The organism is Williamsia muralis (assembly GCF_002735905.1).
In the GTDB taxonomy this organism is placed as follows: domain Bacteria; phylum Actinomycetota; class Actinomycetes; order Mycobacteriales; family Mycobacteriaceae; genus Williamsia; species Williamsia muralis_A.
Map to the genome: position 1 here is coordinate 1,028,932 of NZ_PEBD01000004.1, position 18,696 is coordinate 1,047,627.

At 65.0% G+C, this 18,696-nt stretch carries 16 protein-coding genes; 7 read left to right on the top strand and 9 right to left on the bottom strand.

Annotated features, from left to right (window positions below):
- Positions 1-28 precede the first annotated feature (28 nt).
- The gene (locus tag CSW57_RS05520) at positions 29-1,516 is read right to left on the bottom strand and encodes a DHA2 family efflux MFS transporter permease subunit (RefSeq protein WP_099382079.1); all 1,488 of its coding nucleotides are present in this window, start codon (positions 1,514-1,516) and stop codon (positions 29-31) included.
- A gap of 2 nt (positions 1,517-1,518) precedes the next feature.
- Positions 1,519-2,049, bottom strand: coding sequence for an NADPH-dependent FMN reductase (locus CSW57_RS05525; RefSeq protein ID WP_099381762.1), 531 nt, complete (start codon positions 2,047-2,049; stop codon positions 1,519-1,521).
- A gap of 52 nt (positions 2,050-2,101) precedes the next feature.
- Here CSW57_RS05525 and soxR point away from each other — a divergent pair, with 52 nt between their 5' ends.
- Positions 2,102-2,578, top strand: a complete 477-nt coding sequence (gene soxR / locus CSW57_RS05530) for a redox-sensitive transcriptional activator SoxR (RefSeq protein WP_099382080.1) — start codon at positions 2,102-2,104, stop codon at positions 2,576-2,578.
- A 6-nt stretch (positions 2,579-2,584) separates the two neighbouring features.
- Here soxR and CSW57_RS05535 read toward each other — a convergent pair whose 3' ends face one another.
- Complete coding sequence (locus CSW57_RS05535) at positions 2,585-3,064, bottom strand: VOC family protein (protein ID WP_099381763.1); 480 nt, start codon at positions 3,062-3,064, stop codon at positions 2,585-2,587.
- Positions 3,065-3,213: 149 nt separating this feature from the next.
- On the bottom strand, positions 3,214-3,798 hold the full coding sequence (locus CSW57_RS05540) for a TetR family transcriptional regulator (protein WP_099381764.1): 585 nt from the start codon (positions 3,796-3,798) through the stop codon (positions 3,214-3,216).
- Between the two features lie 68 nt (positions 3,799-3,866).
- Between CSW57_RS05540 and CSW57_RS05545 the strand changes: the two genes are divergently transcribed.
- Positions 3,867-5,378, top strand: a complete 1,512-nt coding sequence (locus tag CSW57_RS05545) for an MFS transporter (protein ID WP_099381765.1) — start codon at positions 3,867-3,869, stop codon at positions 5,376-5,378.
- A gap of 13 nt (positions 5,379-5,391) precedes the next feature.
- Here the strand turns inward: CSW57_RS05545 and CSW57_RS05550 are convergent, their stop codons facing one another.
- Both CSW57_RS05550 and CSW57_RS05555 read right to left on the bottom strand, forming a co-directional pair.
- Positions 5,392-7,539, bottom strand: a complete 2,148-nt coding sequence (locus CSW57_RS05550) for a molybdopterin-dependent oxidoreductase (protein WP_099381766.1) — start codon at positions 7,537-7,539, stop codon at positions 5,392-5,394.
- A 55-nt stretch (positions 7,540-7,594) separates the two neighbouring features.
- Positions 7,595-8,428 (bottom strand): oxygenase MpaB family protein, encoded by an 834-nt coding sequence (locus CSW57_RS05555; protein ID WP_099382081.1) that lies wholly within the window; start codon positions 8,426-8,428, stop codon positions 7,595-7,597.
- A 149-nt stretch (positions 8,429-8,577) separates the two neighbouring features.
- Here CSW57_RS05555 and CSW57_RS05560 point away from each other — a divergent pair, with 149 nt between their 5' ends.
- The 4 genes from CSW57_RS05560 (at position 8,578) to CSW57_RS05575 (ending at position 13,239) form a co-directional block, all read left to right on the top strand.
- Positions 8,578-9,789: an MFS transporter gene (locus tag CSW57_RS05560; RefSeq protein WP_099381767.1), complete on the top strand. Its 1,212-nt coding sequence runs from the start codon at positions 8,578-8,580 to the stop codon at positions 9,787-9,789.
- Between the two features lie 10 nt (positions 9,790-9,799).
- A complete protein-coding gene (arcA, locus tag CSW57_RS05565; protein ID WP_099381768.1) occupies positions 9,800-11,050 on the top strand; it encodes an arginine deiminase in 1,251 nt (416 codons plus the stop codon).
- Positions 11,051-11,072: 22 nt separating this feature from the next.
- Entirely contained in the window at positions 11,073-11,432 is a 360-nt protein-coding gene (locus CSW57_RS05570; protein ID WP_099381769.1) for a GntR family transcriptional regulator, read from the top strand.
- A 106-nt stretch (positions 11,433-11,538) separates the two neighbouring features.
- On the top strand, positions 11,539-13,239 hold the full coding sequence (locus tag CSW57_RS05575) for a BCCT family transporter (protein ID WP_099381770.1): 1,701 nt from the start codon (positions 11,539-11,541) through the stop codon (positions 13,237-13,239).
- 61 nt (positions 13,240-13,300) lie between these two features.
- Here the strand turns inward: CSW57_RS05575 and CSW57_RS05580 are convergent, their stop codons facing one another.
- Complete coding sequence (locus CSW57_RS05580; RefSeq protein WP_099382082.1) at positions 13,301-14,878, bottom strand: dolichyl-phosphate-mannose--protein mannosyltransferase; 1,578 nt, start codon at positions 14,876-14,878, stop codon at positions 13,301-13,303.
- 88 nt (positions 14,879-14,966) lie between these two features.
- Here CSW57_RS05580 and rsmI point away from each other — a divergent pair, with 88 nt between their 5' ends.
- Entirely contained in the window at positions 14,967-15,815 is an 849-nt protein-coding gene (gene rsmI / locus CSW57_RS05585) for a 16S rRNA (cytidine(1402)-2'-O)-methyltransferase (protein WP_099381771.1), read from the top strand.
- A gap of 70 nt (positions 15,816-15,885) precedes the next feature.
- Here rsmI and CSW57_RS05590 read toward each other — a convergent pair whose 3' ends face one another.
- Both CSW57_RS05590 and metG read right to left on the bottom strand, forming a co-directional pair.
- Entirely contained in the window at positions 15,886-17,064 is a 1,179-nt protein-coding gene (locus CSW57_RS05590; protein ID WP_223249050.1) for an aminodeoxychorismate synthase component I, read from the bottom strand.
- Positions 17,065-17,084: 20 nt separating this feature from the next.
- Positions 17,085-18,638, bottom strand: a complete 1,554-nt coding sequence (gene metG, locus CSW57_RS05595) for a methionine--tRNA ligase (protein WP_099381772.1) — start codon at positions 18,636-18,638, stop codon at positions 17,085-17,087.
- Positions 18,639-18,696: the final 58 nt, after the last annotated feature.

An 18,696-nucleotide genomic window follows, 5' to 3' on the forward strand; every position in this document is an offset into this window, starting at 1 on the left:
GGTCGATTTAGGTCGCCGACGACTGCGCTCAGCCCGCTTCTGCGGCGAGTTCGGTTCGTTCGGCGGGCCCGGCCGTTCTGAGCGGGACTGCTGTCCGCGGGAGAAGGAACGACGTCACAAGTGCCGCGACGAGTAGGCCCAGTGTCAGCAGGTAGGTGTCGGCTACGGCGCCGGCGAGTGCCGGCCCTGTGACCAAGCGTTCGGCTGCCGAGAGTCCGAGCGCCGCAGCCATACCGCCGTCGTCGAGCAGGGGCACCCGATTGTTGAGGTGAGTCGTGAGCACTGTCGCGGCCGCCGCCGCGCCGATCGCGGCGGCAAACTGGTTGCCGGTCGTCAATATCGTTGTACCCGAGGGCATGTGCTCGGCCGAGACGCCACGTAGGGCGGCAGTCATCACGGGCATCAACGTGGAACCGATGCCGATACCCATCACCACGCCGATCCCGGCGACCACGACGTACGAGGTGTTGTCGTCGAGGATCGTTGTCATCAACGACATTGCGACCACCGTGGCCGAGATCCCGAACCACACCACCATTCGCGGGTCCACACGATCGACCAGACGGGTGGCGATCTGCACCACCACGCCGGTGGTGAGTGCCTGGCCGATCATCAGGAGGCCGGCAGTGGTCGCGGTGTCTCCCCTAACTGCCTGGACGTAGATGGGCAGAATCATCATCGAACCGAAATAAGCCCCGGCCACCAGCAGCATGGTCAGCGCGCCCGTCGACAACGACCGCTCGCGAAGCAACCGGAGGTCGAGCAAGGGACGTTCGGTGTTCAGTGCCCGCCGCGCGAACAGCGCCAGCAGCAGTGCCCCGCCCCCGGCAGGGGCGATGACAGCGAGCGTGAGAGGGTCCCCGTGATCGCCGGCCTTGGCCAGGCCGAACACGAGCAGTGCGCCACCGGGTGCCAGCATCAGCAGACCCGCCCAGTCGAGGGGGCGTTTCTCTGTCCCCGTTGTTCGCGGGAACACCCTGATGGCCAGGATGATTGCCGCGATCCCGATCGGAACGTTGATCAGGAAAAGCGATCGCCAGCCCACGCTGTCGACGAGGAAGCCACCCGCCGTAGGGCCGAGGACCGGCCCGATGAGCAACGGGAGGCCGAGCCAGCCCATCATCTTCCCCCGGTGCCGTTCATCGACGAGTTGAAGAGCTATGGTCATGCCGACTGGTTGCAGGAAACCTCCGCCGAATCCCTGAACTGCCCGAAAGGCGATGAGGCTCTCCACATTCCAGGCCAGACCTGCGAGGGCAGATCCTGCCACGAAGATGGTCAGTGCGCAGATGTATACGCGTGCGGCACCGAATCGTCCGATCATCCATGCCGCTGTCGGCATCACGGCGACAAGTGCGAGAGCGTATGCGGTGGTGACCCATTGCACGGTCGCGAGATTCGTAGTGAACGATTCGGCGAGCCCGGGGATCGCGACAACTGTCACCGTGACGTCCAGCATCACCATCAGGGTGCCCAGCGCGAGAATCGCCGCCACCTTCTTTGCTCGAGCATCCATGATCACGCCGCCCCTTGATCCGCAACGCGTGCCGACTTCAACAATTCGGCCCACCAGATCAATTCGTCCATCGCTGCCAGGGCGGAGGCGACGGCGGCATCGTCGAGTTCGAGCGTTCCGTCGACAAGGTGGTCCCACGGCGCATGGATCACCACGCCATTGCGGGTGCCGATCGAATAGAGTTCGGCGAACACTGCGCGTAGATGTTCCACCGCACGAAGACCGCCCGACATCCCGCCGTAGGACACGAAAGTGACGGGCTTCTTCTTCCACTCCTCACGATGGGCATCGATGAGGATCTTGAGCTCACCGGGGTAGGAGTGGTTGTACTCGGGGGTGACCACGACGAAGCCGTCCGCGGATGCCAAGACGGCGCTCGTCCGGGTGTCGCTGGGGTGGGCGAGGTCGACCACCTCGAAATCGGCGTCACGAGAACGGATGTGGTGAAGGAACCACTCCGCGACTGTGGGGCCGACCCGTCCCTTGCGTACCGAACCGATGATGAGAACGAATTTTGGCTGTGTGTGCATCATGGAAACGAGTATTCAAGTTCAAGTGAACTTGAAGTCAAGCTACGATGTGGTCATGCCACCGAAGAAATTGGAGATGACGGTCGGGGAGCTGGCCATTCGAGCAGGGGTTGCGCCCTCGGCGGTTCGATACTACGAGGATCGCGGACTGATATTCAGCAGGCGCACGGCAGGTAATCAGCGCCGCTATCACCGGGCGATGTTGCGCAGGGTCGCGTTCATCCGCGCATCGCAGGCGGCGGGCATTCCGCTCGCCACCATCGGCTCGGTACTCGAAGCTCTCGGGGAGCACGAGTCACCGACCAAGTCGATGTGGCACCGCGCGTCACAACGATGGGTCGACGACCTCGACGAGCGAATTGCTCTGCTGCAACGTATGAGAGACCTGATGGACTCGTGCGTGGGGTGCGGCTGCTTGTCGATGAAGGCGTGCCTGCTGCTCAATCCCGGAGACGCCTATGCGCAACAGGGGCTGGGCAACAACCGGCTGATCACCGACGACTGCGAACGCAAACTCGAAGCGGCCGAGTAGGCGCTGCTAGGTCACGGCGTCGGCAGCCGCCTCGAGGTCGGCGACGATGATCTTGCGCATCTGGAGCATCGCTTGCACGGCGGCCTGGGCGCGCTCGGGGTTGGGGTCGGACAGCAATTCGTACAGGCGCTTGGGCACGATCTGCCAGCTGAGCCCGAACTGGTCTTTGAGCCAGCCGCACTGTGATTCGGCGCCCCCGGCAGACAGGGTGTTCCAGTAGTGGTCCACCTCCTCCTGTGAATCGCACGGCACCACAAACGAGACCGCCTCGGTGAACGGGAACTCCGGTCCGGCGTTGATCCCGTTGAACTTTCGTCCCGACAGGGTGAACTCGGCCGACAACACGCTGCCGGCGGGTCCCGGACCACCATCGCCCTGAACGTAGGCGACGTGGTCGATCGACGAATCGGGGAACGTCTCGGTGTAGAACTTCATGGCTTCTTCCAGGTTCTGGTTGAACCAGAGTGACGGTGTGATCTCGGGCATCGGGTTCTCCTGGGGTTGTCGGAAAAGTCTTCCCCTTGTGGGGACTGCGAACGGCATCAGAACTCATCGCCCCAGGGCTGTGCAATCTGGCGACATCTCGCCTCGCCCACCGTGAGGGATCACCGATCATCGAGATCGAGAATTGCTGATCAGCTCGGCGCCGGACTGAAGATCCGGCGCGCGGACTCGCGAACGATCGATCTGCGGTGATCGACGACAGCGGGGGAGACATCGGTATGGCCGTCTGACCCCGGGGTGGTGACCCAGCTCGACACCAACCCGAAGATGACCGTCAGCACCTCTTCCGGATCCCAGTGCGGCTCGATCTGTCCCGCTTGCTGCGCGGTACCGATGGCGTCGATGCGGATGCGCCATCGCGGATCGGATGTCGCGAGCTCACGCAGTCGCGGAGCGCGGCCCTCGAGTTGGCCCCACAACAGCAATCGCTGGGTCTGGGGTCTGGCGACGAGGTCGTCGAAAAGGGCCACCACATAAGCGGGCACATCCTCGGCGTCGAACGGGACAGCATCGAGGAAGCGGTCGAAATCGGCGTCGAGGATCGCGTGGAACAAGGCCACTTTGTCGCCGAAGTACGCGTAGAGACGCTCCTTGCTGGCGCTGGCATTCGAGGCGATGCGATCGATTCTGGCGCCGGCCAGTCCATGGACCGCGAACTCGTCTCGCGCTGCGTCGAGAATTCGCTGCTTTGTCGCCGTCACATCGGTGGGGGCCATCGACCAAGCATAGTCAGTCGAACTAGTTCGTTTGATTTTGGGGAGAAACACGATTACCGTCGCTTCCCATGACCACATCCCCTGTGGGTACACACGTGCCCGAAACCGGCTCCGTCGCGATCGACCCCGGACCCGCCAATCCCAATCACCAACGCCGTTGGCTGGTGCTGGCGATCGTGGCCCTGGCTCAGCTCATGGTGGTCCTCGACAGCACAATCGTCTCGATCGCTTTGCCGGACGCCCAGGCCGATCTGGGCATCACCGACGGCGACCGCGCGTGGGTGGTCACCTCGTATGCGCTGGCCTTCGGAGCGTTGCTCCTACTCGGCGGACGCATCGCCGACTATTGGGGGCGCAAGCGCTCATTTGTTGTGGGCATGGTCGGTTTCGCGGTCATGTCCGGCGTCGGTGGCATCGCACAGAACGGCATCGAACTGTTCATCGCCCGCGCCGGTCAAGGTGTGTTCGCGGCGCTGGTCGCACCGGCCGCGCTTGCGATCCTCACCACCACGTTCACCCGGGATGAAGAGCGCGCCAAGGCATTTGCTGTCTACGGTGCGATCTCCGGAGGTGGCGCGGCCATCGGACTGCTCCTGGGTGGCGCTCTGACCCAGTATGTCGACTGGCGCTGGTGCCTGCTGGTGAACATCCCGATCGCAGTGGTCGCCATCGCCGCCGCCGTTCCGGTGGTCAAGGAGACCAAGGCGCACGGCGACACCAGCTATGACCTGCCCGGGGCGATCCTCGTCGCCGTGGGCCTGGGCTCCCTCGTCTACGGTTTCACCCGCGCCGAGCACGGTTGGCTGGAACCCGACGCCATCGGGTTCATCGTCGGCGGACTCGTTGTGCTCGCGTTGTTCGCGGTGGTGGAACACCGGTCTGCCAATCCGCTGCTGCCCATGTCGGTTCCGTGGCACCGCAACCGTGGTTCGGCACTCATCGGTATCGCACTCGCCGGCGTCGCGCTCGTCGGGAGCACGCTGTATCTGGCCATCTACCTGCAAGCGGTTCTGGGTTTCAGTCCGATGATCGCCGGTGTCGCATGTCTGCCGATCACGGCGTTCATCGTCCTCGCGTCGGGCATCGCCGCGAAACTGGCTGTGGCGGTGGGGCCCAAGGTCCCGATGGCCATCGGCCCGGTGGTCGCCGCCGCGGGTCTGCTGTTGCTCGCCCAGGTCGACGTGGACAGTTCGTACTGGACCGGTGTCTTCCCGGCCCTCGGCGTCTTCGGATTCGGTATGGGATTGCTGATGGTGCCCGTGCAGAACGTGGCCCTGATCGGTGTACGTGACCATGACGCCGGCGCCGCCAGTGCACTCTCGAGCGCGGGCCTGCAGGTCGGCGCGGCACTGGGTACCGCTCTTCTGACCACGGTGTACACCTCGGCCAAAACAGATGCACTGCCGTCGAATCCGGCCACATCCGATGCGACATCGTTCCTCGCCGCCGAGGTGTCGGGTTACACGTCCGCGTTCGCGTGGGCCGCGGGTCTGCTGGTCCTGGTGACACCGGTGGTGCTGATCCTGACCCGGGTCAAGAAGCACGACCTGCCTGCCCAGAGCGCGGTCCACATGGGCTGACGCCCGGGCCTCGTCAGACGGCGGAGACGGTCACGGGCACGCCATTGAGTACGGCGTTGCCCGAGACCGCATCCAGCAACTGCGGGTCGGTCACGTCGTTGGCGCTCGGTGCGTCGATGAGACCGGCCACCGCCAGTTGCACGCCGCTGCGGTTCTGACCGAAGCCATGGGGCAGGCTGACGACACCCGGCATGATGTCCTCGGTCTCGGCTACCGTGACCGTGGTGCTGCCGGCGCGTGAGCGCAGCACAGCCTTGTCGCCGGCACACAGTCCGCTGTGCGCCAGGTCTTTGGGATGCATCAGGAGATGATGACGCTCTTGGCCTTTGGACAGTCTCTCGGAATTGTGCATCCAGGAGTTGTTCGATCGGAGATGCCGCCGTCCGATCAGCAGCAGCTCTCCGTCGTGTGTTCCCACGAGGTCGCTGTGGACCCGCTCGAGATCGTCCACGATCAGCGAGGGAGCGACGTTCACCGTTTTGGACTTCGCCACCAGTTTGCGTCGGAGGCCGGGACGCAACGGCCCGAGGTCACGGCCCGACGGTGACCCCAGGAGGTCGCTCATCGTGAGATCACCGGGCCCGGTCCGCAGGAGTAACGCGATCAGCATCTTCGGGGTCGCACGGATGCGAGCCGACGACGTGGCCGAGGCGGGGACGGCACGAAGCCGCTCACGCAGGCTTCGCTTGGTGGTGCGGGCCCGCCCGAGCGCCAGGGTCAGGTCACGGAAGATCTGCCAATCATGCTTGGCGCCAGCGCTTTTCTCGACCACCGCAGGCGAGAATCGGGCGGTGTTGCGGACCGCGAGCTGATGGAACACCAGGTCGTAGTGGTCTCGTTCGAGGATCATCGTCGGCGGCAGGATGATGTCGGCATGACGCGTGGTCTCGTTGATGTAGAAGTCCAGCGAGACCATGAAGTCGAGGTTCTCGAGGGCGTGGTCGAGGCGGCTTCCGCCGGGGGTGGACGACACCGGGTTGCCGGCGAGGGTGATGAGCGTCTTGATCTGCCCGGTGCCAGGGGTGAGTATCTCGTCGGCGAGGGTGGCCACCGGCAGTTCGCCGCCGAACTCGGGCAGGTCTCGGACGCGGCTGCGCCACTTGTCGAAATGCCCACGACCGCTCAGCTTCCGAGCCACGAGGTCGATCTCGGGATCGGTCAGGAGAGACCCGCCCACGCGGTCGAGGTTGCCGGTGACAGCGTTGATCGCCTGGATCGCCCACTGGCACACGGTGCCGAACTGCTGGGTCGACACACCCATCCGGCCGTACGCCACGGCACGATCTGCCTCGGCAAAATCACAGGCGACGCGACGAACCTCGCCAGGATCGATCCCGGTGATCGGTCCGGCCCACTCCGGTGTGGTGGTGGCGCACGCATCGCGCACGCCGTCCATGCCCGACAACGGGAGATGTTCGATGCGTGCGTGGTCCACGCCCCGCTCATGCACCAGCACATGCAGGATCGCCAGCAGCAGCGCCGCATCGGTGCCGGGCCGGACGAAGTGGTGCTCGTCGGCGATGGCGGCGGTCTCGGTGCGGCGAGGGTCGATCACCACCAGCCGACCGCCGCGACGGCGCAGGTCGCGCATGCGGTTCCGGAAGTCGGGTGCGGTCATCATCGATCCGTTGGACACCACCGGGTTTGCGCCGAAGACCAAGAAATGATCGGTGTTGTCGAGGTCGGGAATGGGGATCTGGAGCTGATGTCCGTACATCAGGTGCGCCACCAGCTGAATGGGTAGCTGGTCGGCCGATGTCGCGGAGAACATGTTCTTCGAACCCAAGGCGCCGAGGAACGACAGACCGTGGGTCGCGAATCCGAGGCTGTGCACACTTGGATTTCCGAGGTAGAGGCCCACCGCGTCGCGGCCGTGGTCACGTTGTGTTGCCGAGATGCGTTCGGCCACCAGTGTTGTCGCGTCTCTCCAGCTGATCGGTTCCCACCCGCCGTCGGCGGTCTTGCGAACCGGGGTGCGGAGCCTGTCGGGATCGGCGTGCAGATCTGTCAGCGCCGTCGCCTTGGGGCAGATGTGCCCGCGCGACAGTGGATCGTCGCGGTCACCGCGGATGTCGGTGACGCGGTTGTCTTCCACGGTGACCTGCAGTCCGCAGATGGCTTCGCAGAGGTTGCACACGCCGTGCGTGGTGAGGGGCAGCATGCGTGCCGAGCCTAGCCCCCGACCACCGGCTCGCGGCTCCGTTCGGGACAACTGGTCAGAAGACACGGATACCCAGTTTCCGGCGCACACGCAGGCCCGCCAGCATCAGTTGGTTGTAGCCCTTGAGCATGCCGGGATTGAGCCGGTCGAAGCGGCGGTGCATGGCGATGGCCTTGCGGTAGCGGCGGTCGTCGTCCGCTGTCCAGGTGAAGCCCATCGCGTCGCGGAACTCGGCCGGCAGGGCTCCCTTGGTCATGAACAAGGTGCGTTGACCGAGGGCCCGCTGCATCACCACTCCGGCCAAGCCGAGGGGCCCCGGCAGAAAGCTGAGGTCGGCCAGCGACGCAAGCATTTCCCGCACCGGCGGGTCGATGGAGATCTTCTGCAACTGTTCGGCCCAGTAGGCCTCGAAGGCATTTCGGTCGGCGGGCCACATGTCGGGACGCACGTTCAGCGTGGTGCCGAGCCGGGCGGCATCGGCGTAGATCGCGTCGGCGGACGCATCGCTGAGCCTGCCGTACATGAACTCGTACTGGTCGACGAAGTAGCGGAAGAGGCAGGCGGCCACCCACAGCTGCAGGTTGGGGTTGTTCGCGCTGTAGCCGACCGGGCTCTGCGGTGTCGAGGTGACCTGAGAATGGATCGCCTGTATCGCCGTGCGGACGTACTCGGCATCGTCGTCGGTGCCCTGGATGGCCACCGCGAGGTACTGCCCGGTCGTGCGCGCTCGTTTGAACGGGTGCTTGAAGGTGCTGCCGCTGTCCACCCGGCTCTCGAGCACCCCATAGCCCACCCCTGGCAACGACAGCTGCATGATGACGTTCGCCACACCCATGGTGGAGCCGAGTGTGGTCATGAGATCGGCCGTGCGGGTTGGGTTCTTGTGCATCGTGGTGTGGCTCCAGGGCTGTGGCATTGTGGTTACGCGTGTGATCAGATCGTAGACCTTCAGGCCGACTGCCGGCGCAGAACGCGGCCCGGCTCGTTCACCGGGGCGCGATTGGGGACCGGTCAGGAGTCGGCGGTAACTTGGGCGGTGTGAAGCAGATACCCCGCGAGATCTGGGTACTGCTCAGCTCGAACTTCGTCATCGCACTGGGTTTCGGACTCATCGCCCCGGCGCTGCCGACATTCGCGCGCAGCTTCAACGTGGGCATCACCGCCGCGTCGATCATCATCTCGGCGTTCGCCTTCATGCGTCTGGCCTTCGCCCCGGTGAGCGGCCGGTTGGTGCGGGTGCTGGGGGAGCGGCGAATCTACCTGGCGGGCCTGCTGATCGTCGCGGCGTCCACACTCGCGTGTGCATTCGCGCAGAGCTACTGGCAACTACTCGTCTTCCGTGGTCTCGGCGGTATCGGCTCGACCATGTTCTCGGTGTCGGCGACCGCACTGATGATCCGGCTGGCGCCACCTGACATCCGCGGTCGTGTGTCCGGTTACTTCAGTGCCGGATTCCTCGTCGGCAACATCACCGGCCCTCTCGTGGGGAGCGCGCTGATCGGCTTCGGGCTGCGGATGCCGTTTGTCGTATACGCCATCGCCCTGCTCGTCGCCTCTGCAGTGGTGGCCACCCAGTTGCGCGGCGTCGGCGGCCGACCGCAGCCGGGGGCGGCCGCCCAGGCGGCGATGCCGTTGCGAGAAGCGCTGCGCGACTCGGCCTACCGGGCGATTCTCGCGTCCAGTTTCACGCAGGGGTGGGCGTCGATGGGCGTGCGGGTGGCGTTGGTGCCCCTGCTCATCGTCGACGAGCTGGGTGAATCCGCGGCGATGTCCGGGGTGGTGCTGGCCATCTACTCGGCGGGCAACGTACTCGCGATCATGGTGGCCGGGAGGTTGTCGGATTCATGGGGTCGCCGGCCGATCATGTTGCCGGGCCTGGCTCTGATGGGCGGGGCCACCGTGGTGCTCGGCTACAGCGGGAACATCTGGATCGTGGGCGGACTCACTTTCGTGGCGGGCATCGGCTCCGGCCTCTTCGCGCCCACCCACCAGGCCGCGCTCGCGGACGTGCTGGCAGGCAGGGGCCAGGGCGGTCCTGCGTTGGCGACCTTCCAGATGACCACCGATCTGGGATCCATCAGTGGGCCGGTGATCGCCGGGGCCGTCGCCCAAACCTGGGGTTTCGGGCCGGCGTTCGCCATGACCGGGGCGATCGCCTTCGCCGCGTTGATCGTCTGGTGCTTTGCACGGGAGACCGCGCCCGCGCGCACCGGTGTAGAGATACCGGCGAAAGCGCCGCCACCGAACTAACGTTGACGGCATGTCTGAGGAGTCCGGTCCCGAGCACCCCGAGTCGGGTGAAGGACCAGCATTGGGTGCCAATTCCGAGGTTGGCCGACTCCGCGCCGTCATGCTGCATCGCCCTGGCGACGAATTGCGGCGACTGACCCCGCGCAACAGTGACCAACTCTTGTTCGACGGCTTGCCGTGGGTGGACCGCGCGCAGGAAGAACACGATGCCTTCGCCGAGGTGTTGCGTGGGCGTGGCGTCGAGGTACTGCTGCTCGGTGACCTGCTCACCGAGACGATCGCGAACAGCGGCGCCGCCAGGATGCAGGGGATCGCCGCTGCGGTCAGCCCCCGCCGCCTCGGTCACCATCTCGCCCATGACCTCGCCACCGAGTTGCGCACATTGTCGCCGACCGACCTGGCGGGCGTCCTGATGGCGGGGATGACCTTCGACGAGATGCCCGAGTCGGCAGCCTCGGCCCGGTCATCTCTGGTCTGGCGAATGCACCAAGGGACCGAGTTCGCCATCGACCCACTGCCCAATCTGCTGTTCACCCGCGACAGCTCGTTCTGGATCGGGGACCGTTTCGCGATCACCTCCCTCGCCTTGCCGGCCCGTGTCCGCGAGACGTCGCTGACCGATCTGATCTACGCCCACCACCCACGGTTCCTCGGCGTCCGGCGTGCCTACGAATCGCACACCGCGCCGGTCGAAGGTGGTGACGTACTGCTGCTCGCTCCCGGGGTGGTCGCCGTCGGTGTGGGTGAGCGCACCACTCCAGCAGGTGCGGAAGCGTTGGCGCGCAGCCTGTTCGAGGATGGTCTGGCACACACGGTGCTCGCCGTCCCGATCGAGCAGCGCCGCGCGTCGATGCATCTCGACACGGTCTGCACCATGGTCGACACCGACGCGGTGGTGATGTACCCGGTGATCCAGGACTCCCTGTCGGCGTTCACGATCGCGATGACAGACGGCTCGGTCTCGGTGACGGGTCCCGACCCGTTCGTCGAGGCGGCGGCCGACGCCATGGGAATCGACAAGTTGAGGGTGATCGACACAGGTCTGGATGCGGTGACCGCCGAGCGTGAGCAGTGGGACGACGGTAACAACACCCTGGCCCTCGCCCCGGGTGTTGTCGTGGCGTATGACCGGAACGTGGAGACCAATCGCAGACTCGAGGATTCGGGCGTGGAGGTACTCACCATCGCGGGCAGTGAACTCGGCTCGGGACGCGGCGGTCCGCGGTGCATGTCGTGCCCGGTGTCGAGGGATCCGCTGTGACACGCGCAGGCGTGGTGCCGGGATGATCGAACTGTCCATCGATCCGGAATCCGACGTCGCACCGTACGAGCAGGTGCGCCGGGGCATCATCGAACTGGTCAATTCGGGCAAGCTGCTCGCCGGCGGCCGGATTCCCACTGTCCGCGCATTGGCCGAAGAGCTCGATCTGGCCCCCAACACCGTCGCCCGGTCATACCGTGAACTCGAGGCCGAGGACGTCATCGAGACCAGAGGGCGACAGGGGTCGTTCGTGAAGGCGCACGCCGATTCTTCGGTGCAGCGGGCCGCGCAGTTGACCGTGGAGCATGTTGCCGCCCTGAGACAATTGCGTGTCGACGACACACAGATCGAGGCGCTGCTCAAGCAGGCATTGCGCAGCTAGGGGCCATGTAGGCCGGTTGTGCAGGGTGTACCCGGTGGTTACGACCAGGTAGCAAATCGGTTGTGAAAGTTGAACAATCGAGGTGAATCCTGTTCTAGTTAGGTTCATGGCCTTGACCACTGAAACCACCGATGCGGTTCCGACTCCGGATGTTCGGGGTCCTAAACCGCGGATAGACCTAGTTGTCTTCGGGGTCACCGCTGCTGCAGTGATCGCGTTTGTCATCTGGGGCCTGGTCGACAAAGAGAGCCTGAACACCAGGACGCAGGACCTGCTGGCCTGGATCACCGACAACCTCGGTTGGGTGTTCATCCTGTCGGCCACCTTCTTCGTCCTGTTCGCCATATTCCTGGCGGTGAGCAAATACGGGAAGATCCCACTGGGCCGTGACGGGGAGAAGCCCGAGTACAACACCGTCAGCTGGGTCGCGATGATGTTCAGCGCCGGTATGGGTATCGGCCTGATGTTCTACGGAGCGAACGAGCCCCTCACCCACTTCGTGACAGCACCTCCCGGAACGTCGCAGAACGACGTGGGTATCGCCATGGCAACCACGATGTTCCACTGGGGTTTCCACCCATGGGCGATGTACGCGGTGGTCGGCCTGGCCATCGCCTACAGCACCTACCGGTGTGGCCGAGGACAATTGGTCAGTGCAGTCTTCGCTCCCATCCTCGGCCACCGCGCCAACGGCTGGGGCGGCAAGGTCATCGACATCCTCGCGATCTTCGCGACCCTGTTCGGTACGGTCGCCTCCCTGGGACTCGGTGCCGCGCAGATCGGTTCGGGCTTCGTGGAGGTCGGCTGGATCAACGACCCGTCGAAGTTGTTGCTGGTGGCCATCATCGCGGTGCTGACCGCAGCATTCGTCGCATCCGCGGTTTCGGGCGTCGCGAAGGGCATCCAGTGGCTGTCCAACACCAACATGGTCTTGGCGATCGTGTTGGCACTCTTCATCTTCGTCGTCGGGCCCACGGTCTTCATCCTGAACGTGCTGCCGACCAGCATCGGCACCTACCTCAACGACATCACATCGTTCTCGGCTCGATCAGGCGCCACCGTCGACAGCGAGGGCGAGACCTGGCTTGCCGGCTGGACCATCTTCTACTGGGCGTGGTGGGTGTCCTGGACGCCTTTCGTCGGTATGTTCCTGGCCAAGATCAGCCGTGGCCGCACCATCCGCCAATTCGTGATCGGCGTGCTGCTGGTCCCGACGATCGTCTCGCTGCTGTGGTTCGCCATCTTCGGTGGGACGGCGATACGACAACAACAGGACGGCAAGGGACTGGCCGACGCCAGTTCGGCGGAGAGTCAGCTCTTCGACATGCTCGGCAACCTGCCACTGACAGGCATCGCATCGGTGCTCGTGATGGTGCTCGTGGCAATCTTCTTCGTGTCCGGTGCGGACGCGGCCTCGTTGGTGATGGGCACCTTGTCTGAACGAGGAGCGCACGAACCGAGCAAGGGCGTCACCATCTTCTGGGGCACATTGACCGGAGCTGTTGCCGCACTGCTGTTGTGGGCCAGTGGTGACGACGCGCTCAACGGCATCAAGACGATGGCGATCATCGCCGCGCTGCCGTTTGTCATCGTGATGATCTTCATGTGCGTGTCTCTCTACATGGACCTGCGCCGCGATCCGCTCATCGTCGCCCAGCGCAATTACGACACCCAGGTCGACCACACGTTGCGGACGCACGCGAACATCCTGGCCGGCGACGACGAGGCCAACGACGTGCTGCCTTCGGATCAGTTCCCGGCGATCACACCTGACCAGTTGCGGAAGTCTCCCGACGAATTGAAGTGATCATCTCGATTCGGATGTGAACGGGCCCCCTCTCGAGGGGGCCCGTTTTGCGTCCGGGCGATCATGTCCAGCTGGGCAACCACATCTGCATGTTCCACATCTCGCGGGAGATGGGTTCGCCGGTGAGGATCGGCCACATCCACATGAAGTTCGCCACCGCAAGCCCCAAGTAAATACTGACCGCGACTGCACCGACCAGCCGCTTCTCGTACGCATAGTTCTTGGCGCGGCGACTCGCGGCGAGCACGTCTCCGACGCAGAGCGCCAGTCCCATGATGAGGAACGGCGCCATCGCGGTGGCGTAGAAGAAGTACATCTGTCGGTCGAGATTGGTGAACCAGGGCAGGTAGGCCGCGCCGTATCCCACCAGTACGACGGCGTACCGCCAGTCGCGCCGGATGAACATGCGCCACAGCGCCCACGCGAGCATCGGTAACGCCAGCCACCACATGATCGGGGTGCCGATGAACATCATGGCCTTGACGCACTCGGACTCGCCGCACTTCTCCGGGCCGTACTCGATGTAGTACAGCATCGGGCGCAGGCCCATGGGCCATGTCCACGGCTTCGATTCCCACGGGTGGTGGTTGCCTGCCGAGTTGGTGAGGTTGGCGTGAAACGACAGCACGCCCGACTCGTAGTACCAGAGCGAACGCCAGGCGTCGGGAACCCACGCGAAGGGCCCACCGGTGCCGATCTGCCTGCCCACCTCGTACCGGTACACCGCTGTCTCGGAACTGAACCACGGAGCGAACGTCGCCAGGTAGATCAGCACGGGGGTGACGCCGAGGGAGAAACCGGTGGGGATCACATCGCGGAGCAGCACACCCCGCCACGGACGCTGCACCAGATAGGCCCTGCGTGCGGCCACGTCGAAACCGAGTGAGAGCACGGTGAAGAAGATGACGAAGTAGATGCCCGACCACTTGGTGCCGCAGGCGAGGCCCAAGGCGATGGCAGCGGCGAAACGCCACCACCGGAAACCCAGCCGCGGTCCGTACGGCGAGTCGTGGATCCGGCCCTCGGAGTAGACCTTGTGCATCCGGGCCCGCATCTGGTCGCGGTCGCAGACGATCGCGGCGAGCGCGGCCAGGATGAAGAAGATCTGGAAGATGTCGAGCAATCCCGTCCGCGACGCCACGAAGGTGACCCCGTCGACGATCATCAGCACCCCGGCGATCGCGCCGACAAGCGTCGAGCGGGTCAGTCGACGCACCAGTCGCACGACGATGAGGATCATCAGCGCGCCGCACACCGCGGACATGAACCGCCAGCCCCAGGCGTCGTAGCCGAACAGCCACTCGCCGATGGCGATCATCCACTTGCCGACGGGCGGGTGGACAACCAGACCGTAGGCCGGGTTGTCCTCGAGCCAGTTGTCGCCGGTGAGCACCTGCCAGGCCTGCGGCACGTAGTGCTTTTCGTCGAAGACGGGCGTGCCCTTGTCGGTCGGGCTGCCGAGGTTCGCGAAACGGGTGATCGCGCCGATCGCGGTGATGATCAGAGCGACGATCCAGCCGCGTCGACGATCGGTGGGGCCGAAGACAGGCGCGGGGACCTTGCGCGCCGCGCCAGGGCTGGTGCCCAGGTCCTCGGCGTGGACGCCGGGTAGTTCGTCCGAGGAATGCCACCCGGGCAGGGACCGTCGAGCGTTGTCCGAGGCCTCCGGAACGGAGTTCTCGAGCGGCGGGGCGAACGTCACCTTGCCAATCGTAGGCTGTGCGGTGATGAACTCTCCGCAGCCACAAGGCCAACTCGTACTCGCCGCGACCCCGATGGGACGCATCGACGACGCGTCCCCCCGACTCCGGGAGGCACTGGCCGCTGCCGACGTGGTGGCCGCGGAGGACACCCGCCGCGCGAAGGCGCTGGCTGCGGGACTGGGCGTGACCATCGGCGGCCGGGTGGTGAGCTATTACGACCAGGTCGAGGTGAAGCGAACCCCCGCCCTGGTAGACGAGGTGCGGTCGGGCGCCACCGTCCTGGTGATCACCGATGCCGGCATGCCGTCGGTCTCCGACCCGGGCTATCGGCTGGTGGTCGCGTGTATTGAGGCGGATCTGCCGGTCACGTGCCTGCCGGGTCCGTCCGCGGTGACCACCGCGCTGGCGGTGTCGGGTCTGCCGGTGGAGCGCTTCTGCTTCGACGGCTTCGCTCCCCGCAAGTCAGGGCAACGGCGATCGTGGTTCACCGAGTACATCGACGAGGCGCGCACGGTTGTCTTCTTCGAGGCACCACACCGGCTCGCGGACTGTCTGCTCGATGCGGTGGCGGTGCTGGGGCCCGACCGTCGCGCCTCAGTGTGCCGCGAGCTCACCAAGACGTACGAAGAGGTGCGCCGTGGGTCGCTCGGCGAGCTCGCGGAGTGGGCGGCCCAGGGTGTCCGCGGCGAGATCACCGTGGTTCTCGACGGCGCGGTCGCGGGCGAACCCGACATCGAAGCGCTTGTGGCGCGCGTCGAAGAAGTTGTCGCCGGTGGAGTGCGCCTCAAAGATGCCTGTGCCCAGTTCGCGGCGAAGACAGGTGCCTCGCGCCGCGAACTGTACGAGGCGGTGCTTGCGAGCCGCGAGAACTGATCTAGCCCTCGCGCACGGATCGCGTTCTCGCGCAACGGAACGAGCCGGTACGTCGACACCGGAAAGTGCGTCAGGCGGGCTGGATACCGAGGATGGCCGCAGCTTTGTCCAGGCATTCCTGCCATTCGCCGTCGGGGTCGGAGTCGATGGTGATTCCCCCGCCGACGCCCAGGAACGCCGCGCCATCCGGGGCGATCTCGACGGTGCGAATCGCCACGTTCAGGTCGAGTCCGGAAGTGGGGGAGACCACTCCGACGGCCCCGCAGTACAACCCGCGTGAGTTCTGCTCCCATTCGGAAAGCAATTCGCGAGCACGGGCTTTCGGCGTACCCGTCACCGAGGCGGGTGGAAACGTGGCGTCGATCAGCGCCGAGTTCGACACCGATGGCGGCACCGTTGCCTGCACGGTGGACACCAGATGCCACACCCCCGGCGCGGGATGCACGTCGAGCAACTCGGTCACGGCGACGGTGCCGGTGAGCGCCACTCTCCCCAGGTCGTTGCGCACGAGATCGACGATCATGATGTTCTCGGCGACATCCTTGGCCGAGGCGAGCAACAGCTGTGGGTCGAGGTCGATGGGCAGGGTGCCCTTGATGGGGCTCGAGGTCACCACCGATCCTCGTCGATGAAGAAAGGTCTCGGGGGAGAACGAGACGACAGATCCCCAATCACCATGGAGTAGAGCTGCTTTGCGGGGACGGGTGAAGTGCACGCCGTCGGCGAAGTAGTTGGCCGCCGAACCTGCGAACCGGCCGGCGAAACGGGTGCAGATACAGGCTTGATAGACCTCGCCGGATCGGATGGCCTCGAGGCACTGCGCAATGGCCTCCACGTGTGGCCGCTGCGCGGGCGGCTGCCAGGTGACCGACCACGTCCGACTGTGATGCTCGCTGAGACTGGCGCGTACCCAGTCCGGACACTCCTGACCGTTCAGCGACGTCCACCACCAGCTGCCCGTCCGGTCGAGTTCGAGCACATTGTCGGTCTCACCGCCGGCAGCGGAAGGCAACGGGTTCTCGCTGACGCGATCCGGGAAACCCTGGTATCCGAACCAGAACCCTTGCGGGTCATCGGGTATCGGCACTCCGGCCCGAAGGTCGATCGACGGAGCGATGACGGCATCGGAGTCGAGCCAATCGCCTATCAGCGCCGCCGGACCGGGTATCCCGAGTCGCCGGGTGTGAAAGTCCAGAGCGCGCACCACATCAGACGCCGAACCCGGACCGAGTTCAACGCTTCGCAACACCCGCCCGCGCCCTGATCTCGTCAGCTCTTGGGGAGTTCGTACCGGGGGAAGACGGGCGTAGGTTTCGGAAGCGCCGTTCCGGCGGTCAACCGCTCTCCGATGGACTCGAAAGTGCGCGAATCCTGCTTCACGGCAAGGAGATCGAGAAGCGTGGCGGTTGATTCCGGCATGGCCGGCTGCGCCAGCAGCGTGGTGATCCGAACGACCTCCGCGCAGACGTACAGCACGGTCCCGGTGCGTTCGAGGTCTGTCTTCGCGAGCTTCCACGGCTGTTCGACGGAGATGTACTTGTTGGTGTCGCCCAGCACCTCCCAGATCACCTCGAGTGCGGTGTGGATGGCTTGCTGATCCATTTCGGTGCGCACGCGAGCCAGCAGTCCGTCGGCCTTGTCCAGCAAGGTGGTGTCGGCGTCGGTGAGGGCGGCGGGTGCAGGCAGGACACCGTCGAAGTACTTGCCGACCATCGACAGTGTGCGCTGGGCGAGGTTGCCGAGTTCGTTGGCCAGGTCGGCGTTGACGCGCGCGACGATGGCCTCGTGACTGTAGGACCCGTCCTGCCCGAACGGCACCTCCCGCAGACAGAAGAAGCGGATGGGGTCGAGACCGAACTCGTTCACCAGCACGTACGGGTCGACGACATTGCCGATCGATTTGCTCATCTTCTCGCCGCTGTTGAGCAGGAATCCGTGCGCGTACACACGTTTGGGCAGTTCGATGCCGGCGCTCATCAGGAAAGCAGGCCAGTACACACAGTGGAACCGGATGATGTCCTTGCCGATGATGTGCAGATCGGCGGGCCAGAACTTCTTCCATCGCTCCGAGTCGGTGTCGGGGTAGCCCGCAGCGGTGATGTAGTTGGTCAGCGCGTCGACCCAGACGTACATGACGTGGTCGTCGTGACCGGGGACCTTCACGCCCCAGTCGAAGGTGGTGCGCGACACCGACAGATCGCGCAGACCGCCGCGGACAAAGCTCGACACCTCGTTACGGCGAGTTCCAGGACCGATGAATTCCGGGTGCTTCTCGTAGAGATCGAGCAGTTTGTCCTGGTAGGCGGACAGTCGGAAGAAGTACGCTTCTTCTTCGGTCCACTCCACCGGCGTCTGGGTCTCGGTCGAGACCCTCGTACCGTCTTCGTTCACGGTGGTGTCCGACTCGGAGTAGAAGGCCTCATCCCGGATCGAGTACCAGCCCGAGTATTTGTCGAGGTAGATGTCGCCATTGGCGACCATTCGTTCCCAGATGGCCTGCGACGCGACATGGTGGTCGGCGTCGGTGGTCCGGATGAACCGGTCGAAGCTGCTACCGAGGGTCTCCTGCAAGGTGCGGAACGCTGCGGAGTTCCGATCGGCGAGGGCCCGGGTCTCGATGCCTTCCTTCTCGGCGGTCTGCTGCATCTTCTGGCCGTGCTCGTCGGTGCCGGTGACGAACAGCACGTCGTAGCCGTCGAGTCGTTTGAATCGGGCGATGGCGTCCGCGGCGATGTACTCGTACGCGTGCCCGATGTGTGGTGCCCCGTTGGGGTAAGCGATGGCCGTGGTGATGTAAAACGGCGGTTTCGATGCAGAAGCCATGGTGGGTGACAGCTTATCGCCGATGTGTAGAGGCAATCACCGGGCCTGACCGGCTCAT

Excerpts from the sequence above, each read along its gene's own strand:
- CSW57_RS05520 (WP_099382079.1), bottom strand. The coding sequence starts at position 1,516 with ATGGATGCTCGAGCAAAGAAGGTGGCGGCGATTCTCGCGCTGGGCACC.
- CSW57_RS05525 (WP_099381762.1), bottom strand. The coding sequence starts at position 2,049 with ATGATGCACACACAGCCAAAATTCGTTCTCATCATCGGTTCGGTACGC.
- soxR (WP_099382080.1), top strand. The coding sequence starts at position 2,102 with ATGCCACCGAAGAAATTGGAGATGACGGTCGGGGAGCTGGCCATTCGA.
- CSW57_RS05535 (WP_099381763.1), bottom strand. The coding sequence starts at position 3,064 with ATGCCCGAGATCACACCGTCACTCTGGTTCAACCAGAACCTGGAAGAA.
- CSW57_RS05540 (WP_099381764.1), bottom strand. The coding sequence starts at position 3,798 with ATGGCCCCCACCGATGTGACGGCGACAAAGCAGCGAATTCTCGACGCA.
- CSW57_RS05545 (WP_099381765.1), top strand. The coding sequence starts at position 3,867 with ATGACCACATCCCCTGTGGGTACACACGTGCCCGAAACCGGCTCCGTC.
- CSW57_RS05550 (WP_099381766.1), bottom strand. The coding sequence starts at position 7,539 with ATGCTGCCCCTCACCACGCACGGCGTGTGCAACCTCTGCGAAGCCATC.
- CSW57_RS05555 (WP_099382081.1), bottom strand. The coding sequence starts at position 8,428 with ATGCACAAGAACCCAACCCGCACGGCCGATCTCATGACCACACTCGGC.
- arcA (WP_099381768.1), top strand. The coding sequence starts at position 9,800 with ATGTCTGAGGAGTCCGGTCCCGAGCACCCCGAGTCGGGTGAAGGACCA.
- CSW57_RS05570 (WP_099381769.1), top strand. The coding sequence starts at position 11,073 with ATGATCGAACTGTCCATCGATCCGGAATCCGACGTCGCACCGTACGAG.
- CSW57_RS05575 (WP_099381770.1), top strand. The coding sequence starts at position 11,539 with ATGGCCTTGACCACTGAAACCACCGATGCGGTTCCGACTCCGGATGTT.
- rsmI (WP_099381771.1), top strand. The coding sequence starts at position 14,967 with ATGAACTCTCCGCAGCCACAAGGCCAACTCGTACTCGCCGCGACCCCG.
- metG (WP_099381772.1), bottom strand. The coding sequence starts at position 18,638 with ATGGCTTCTGCATCGAAACCGCCGTTTTACATCACCACGGCCATCGCT.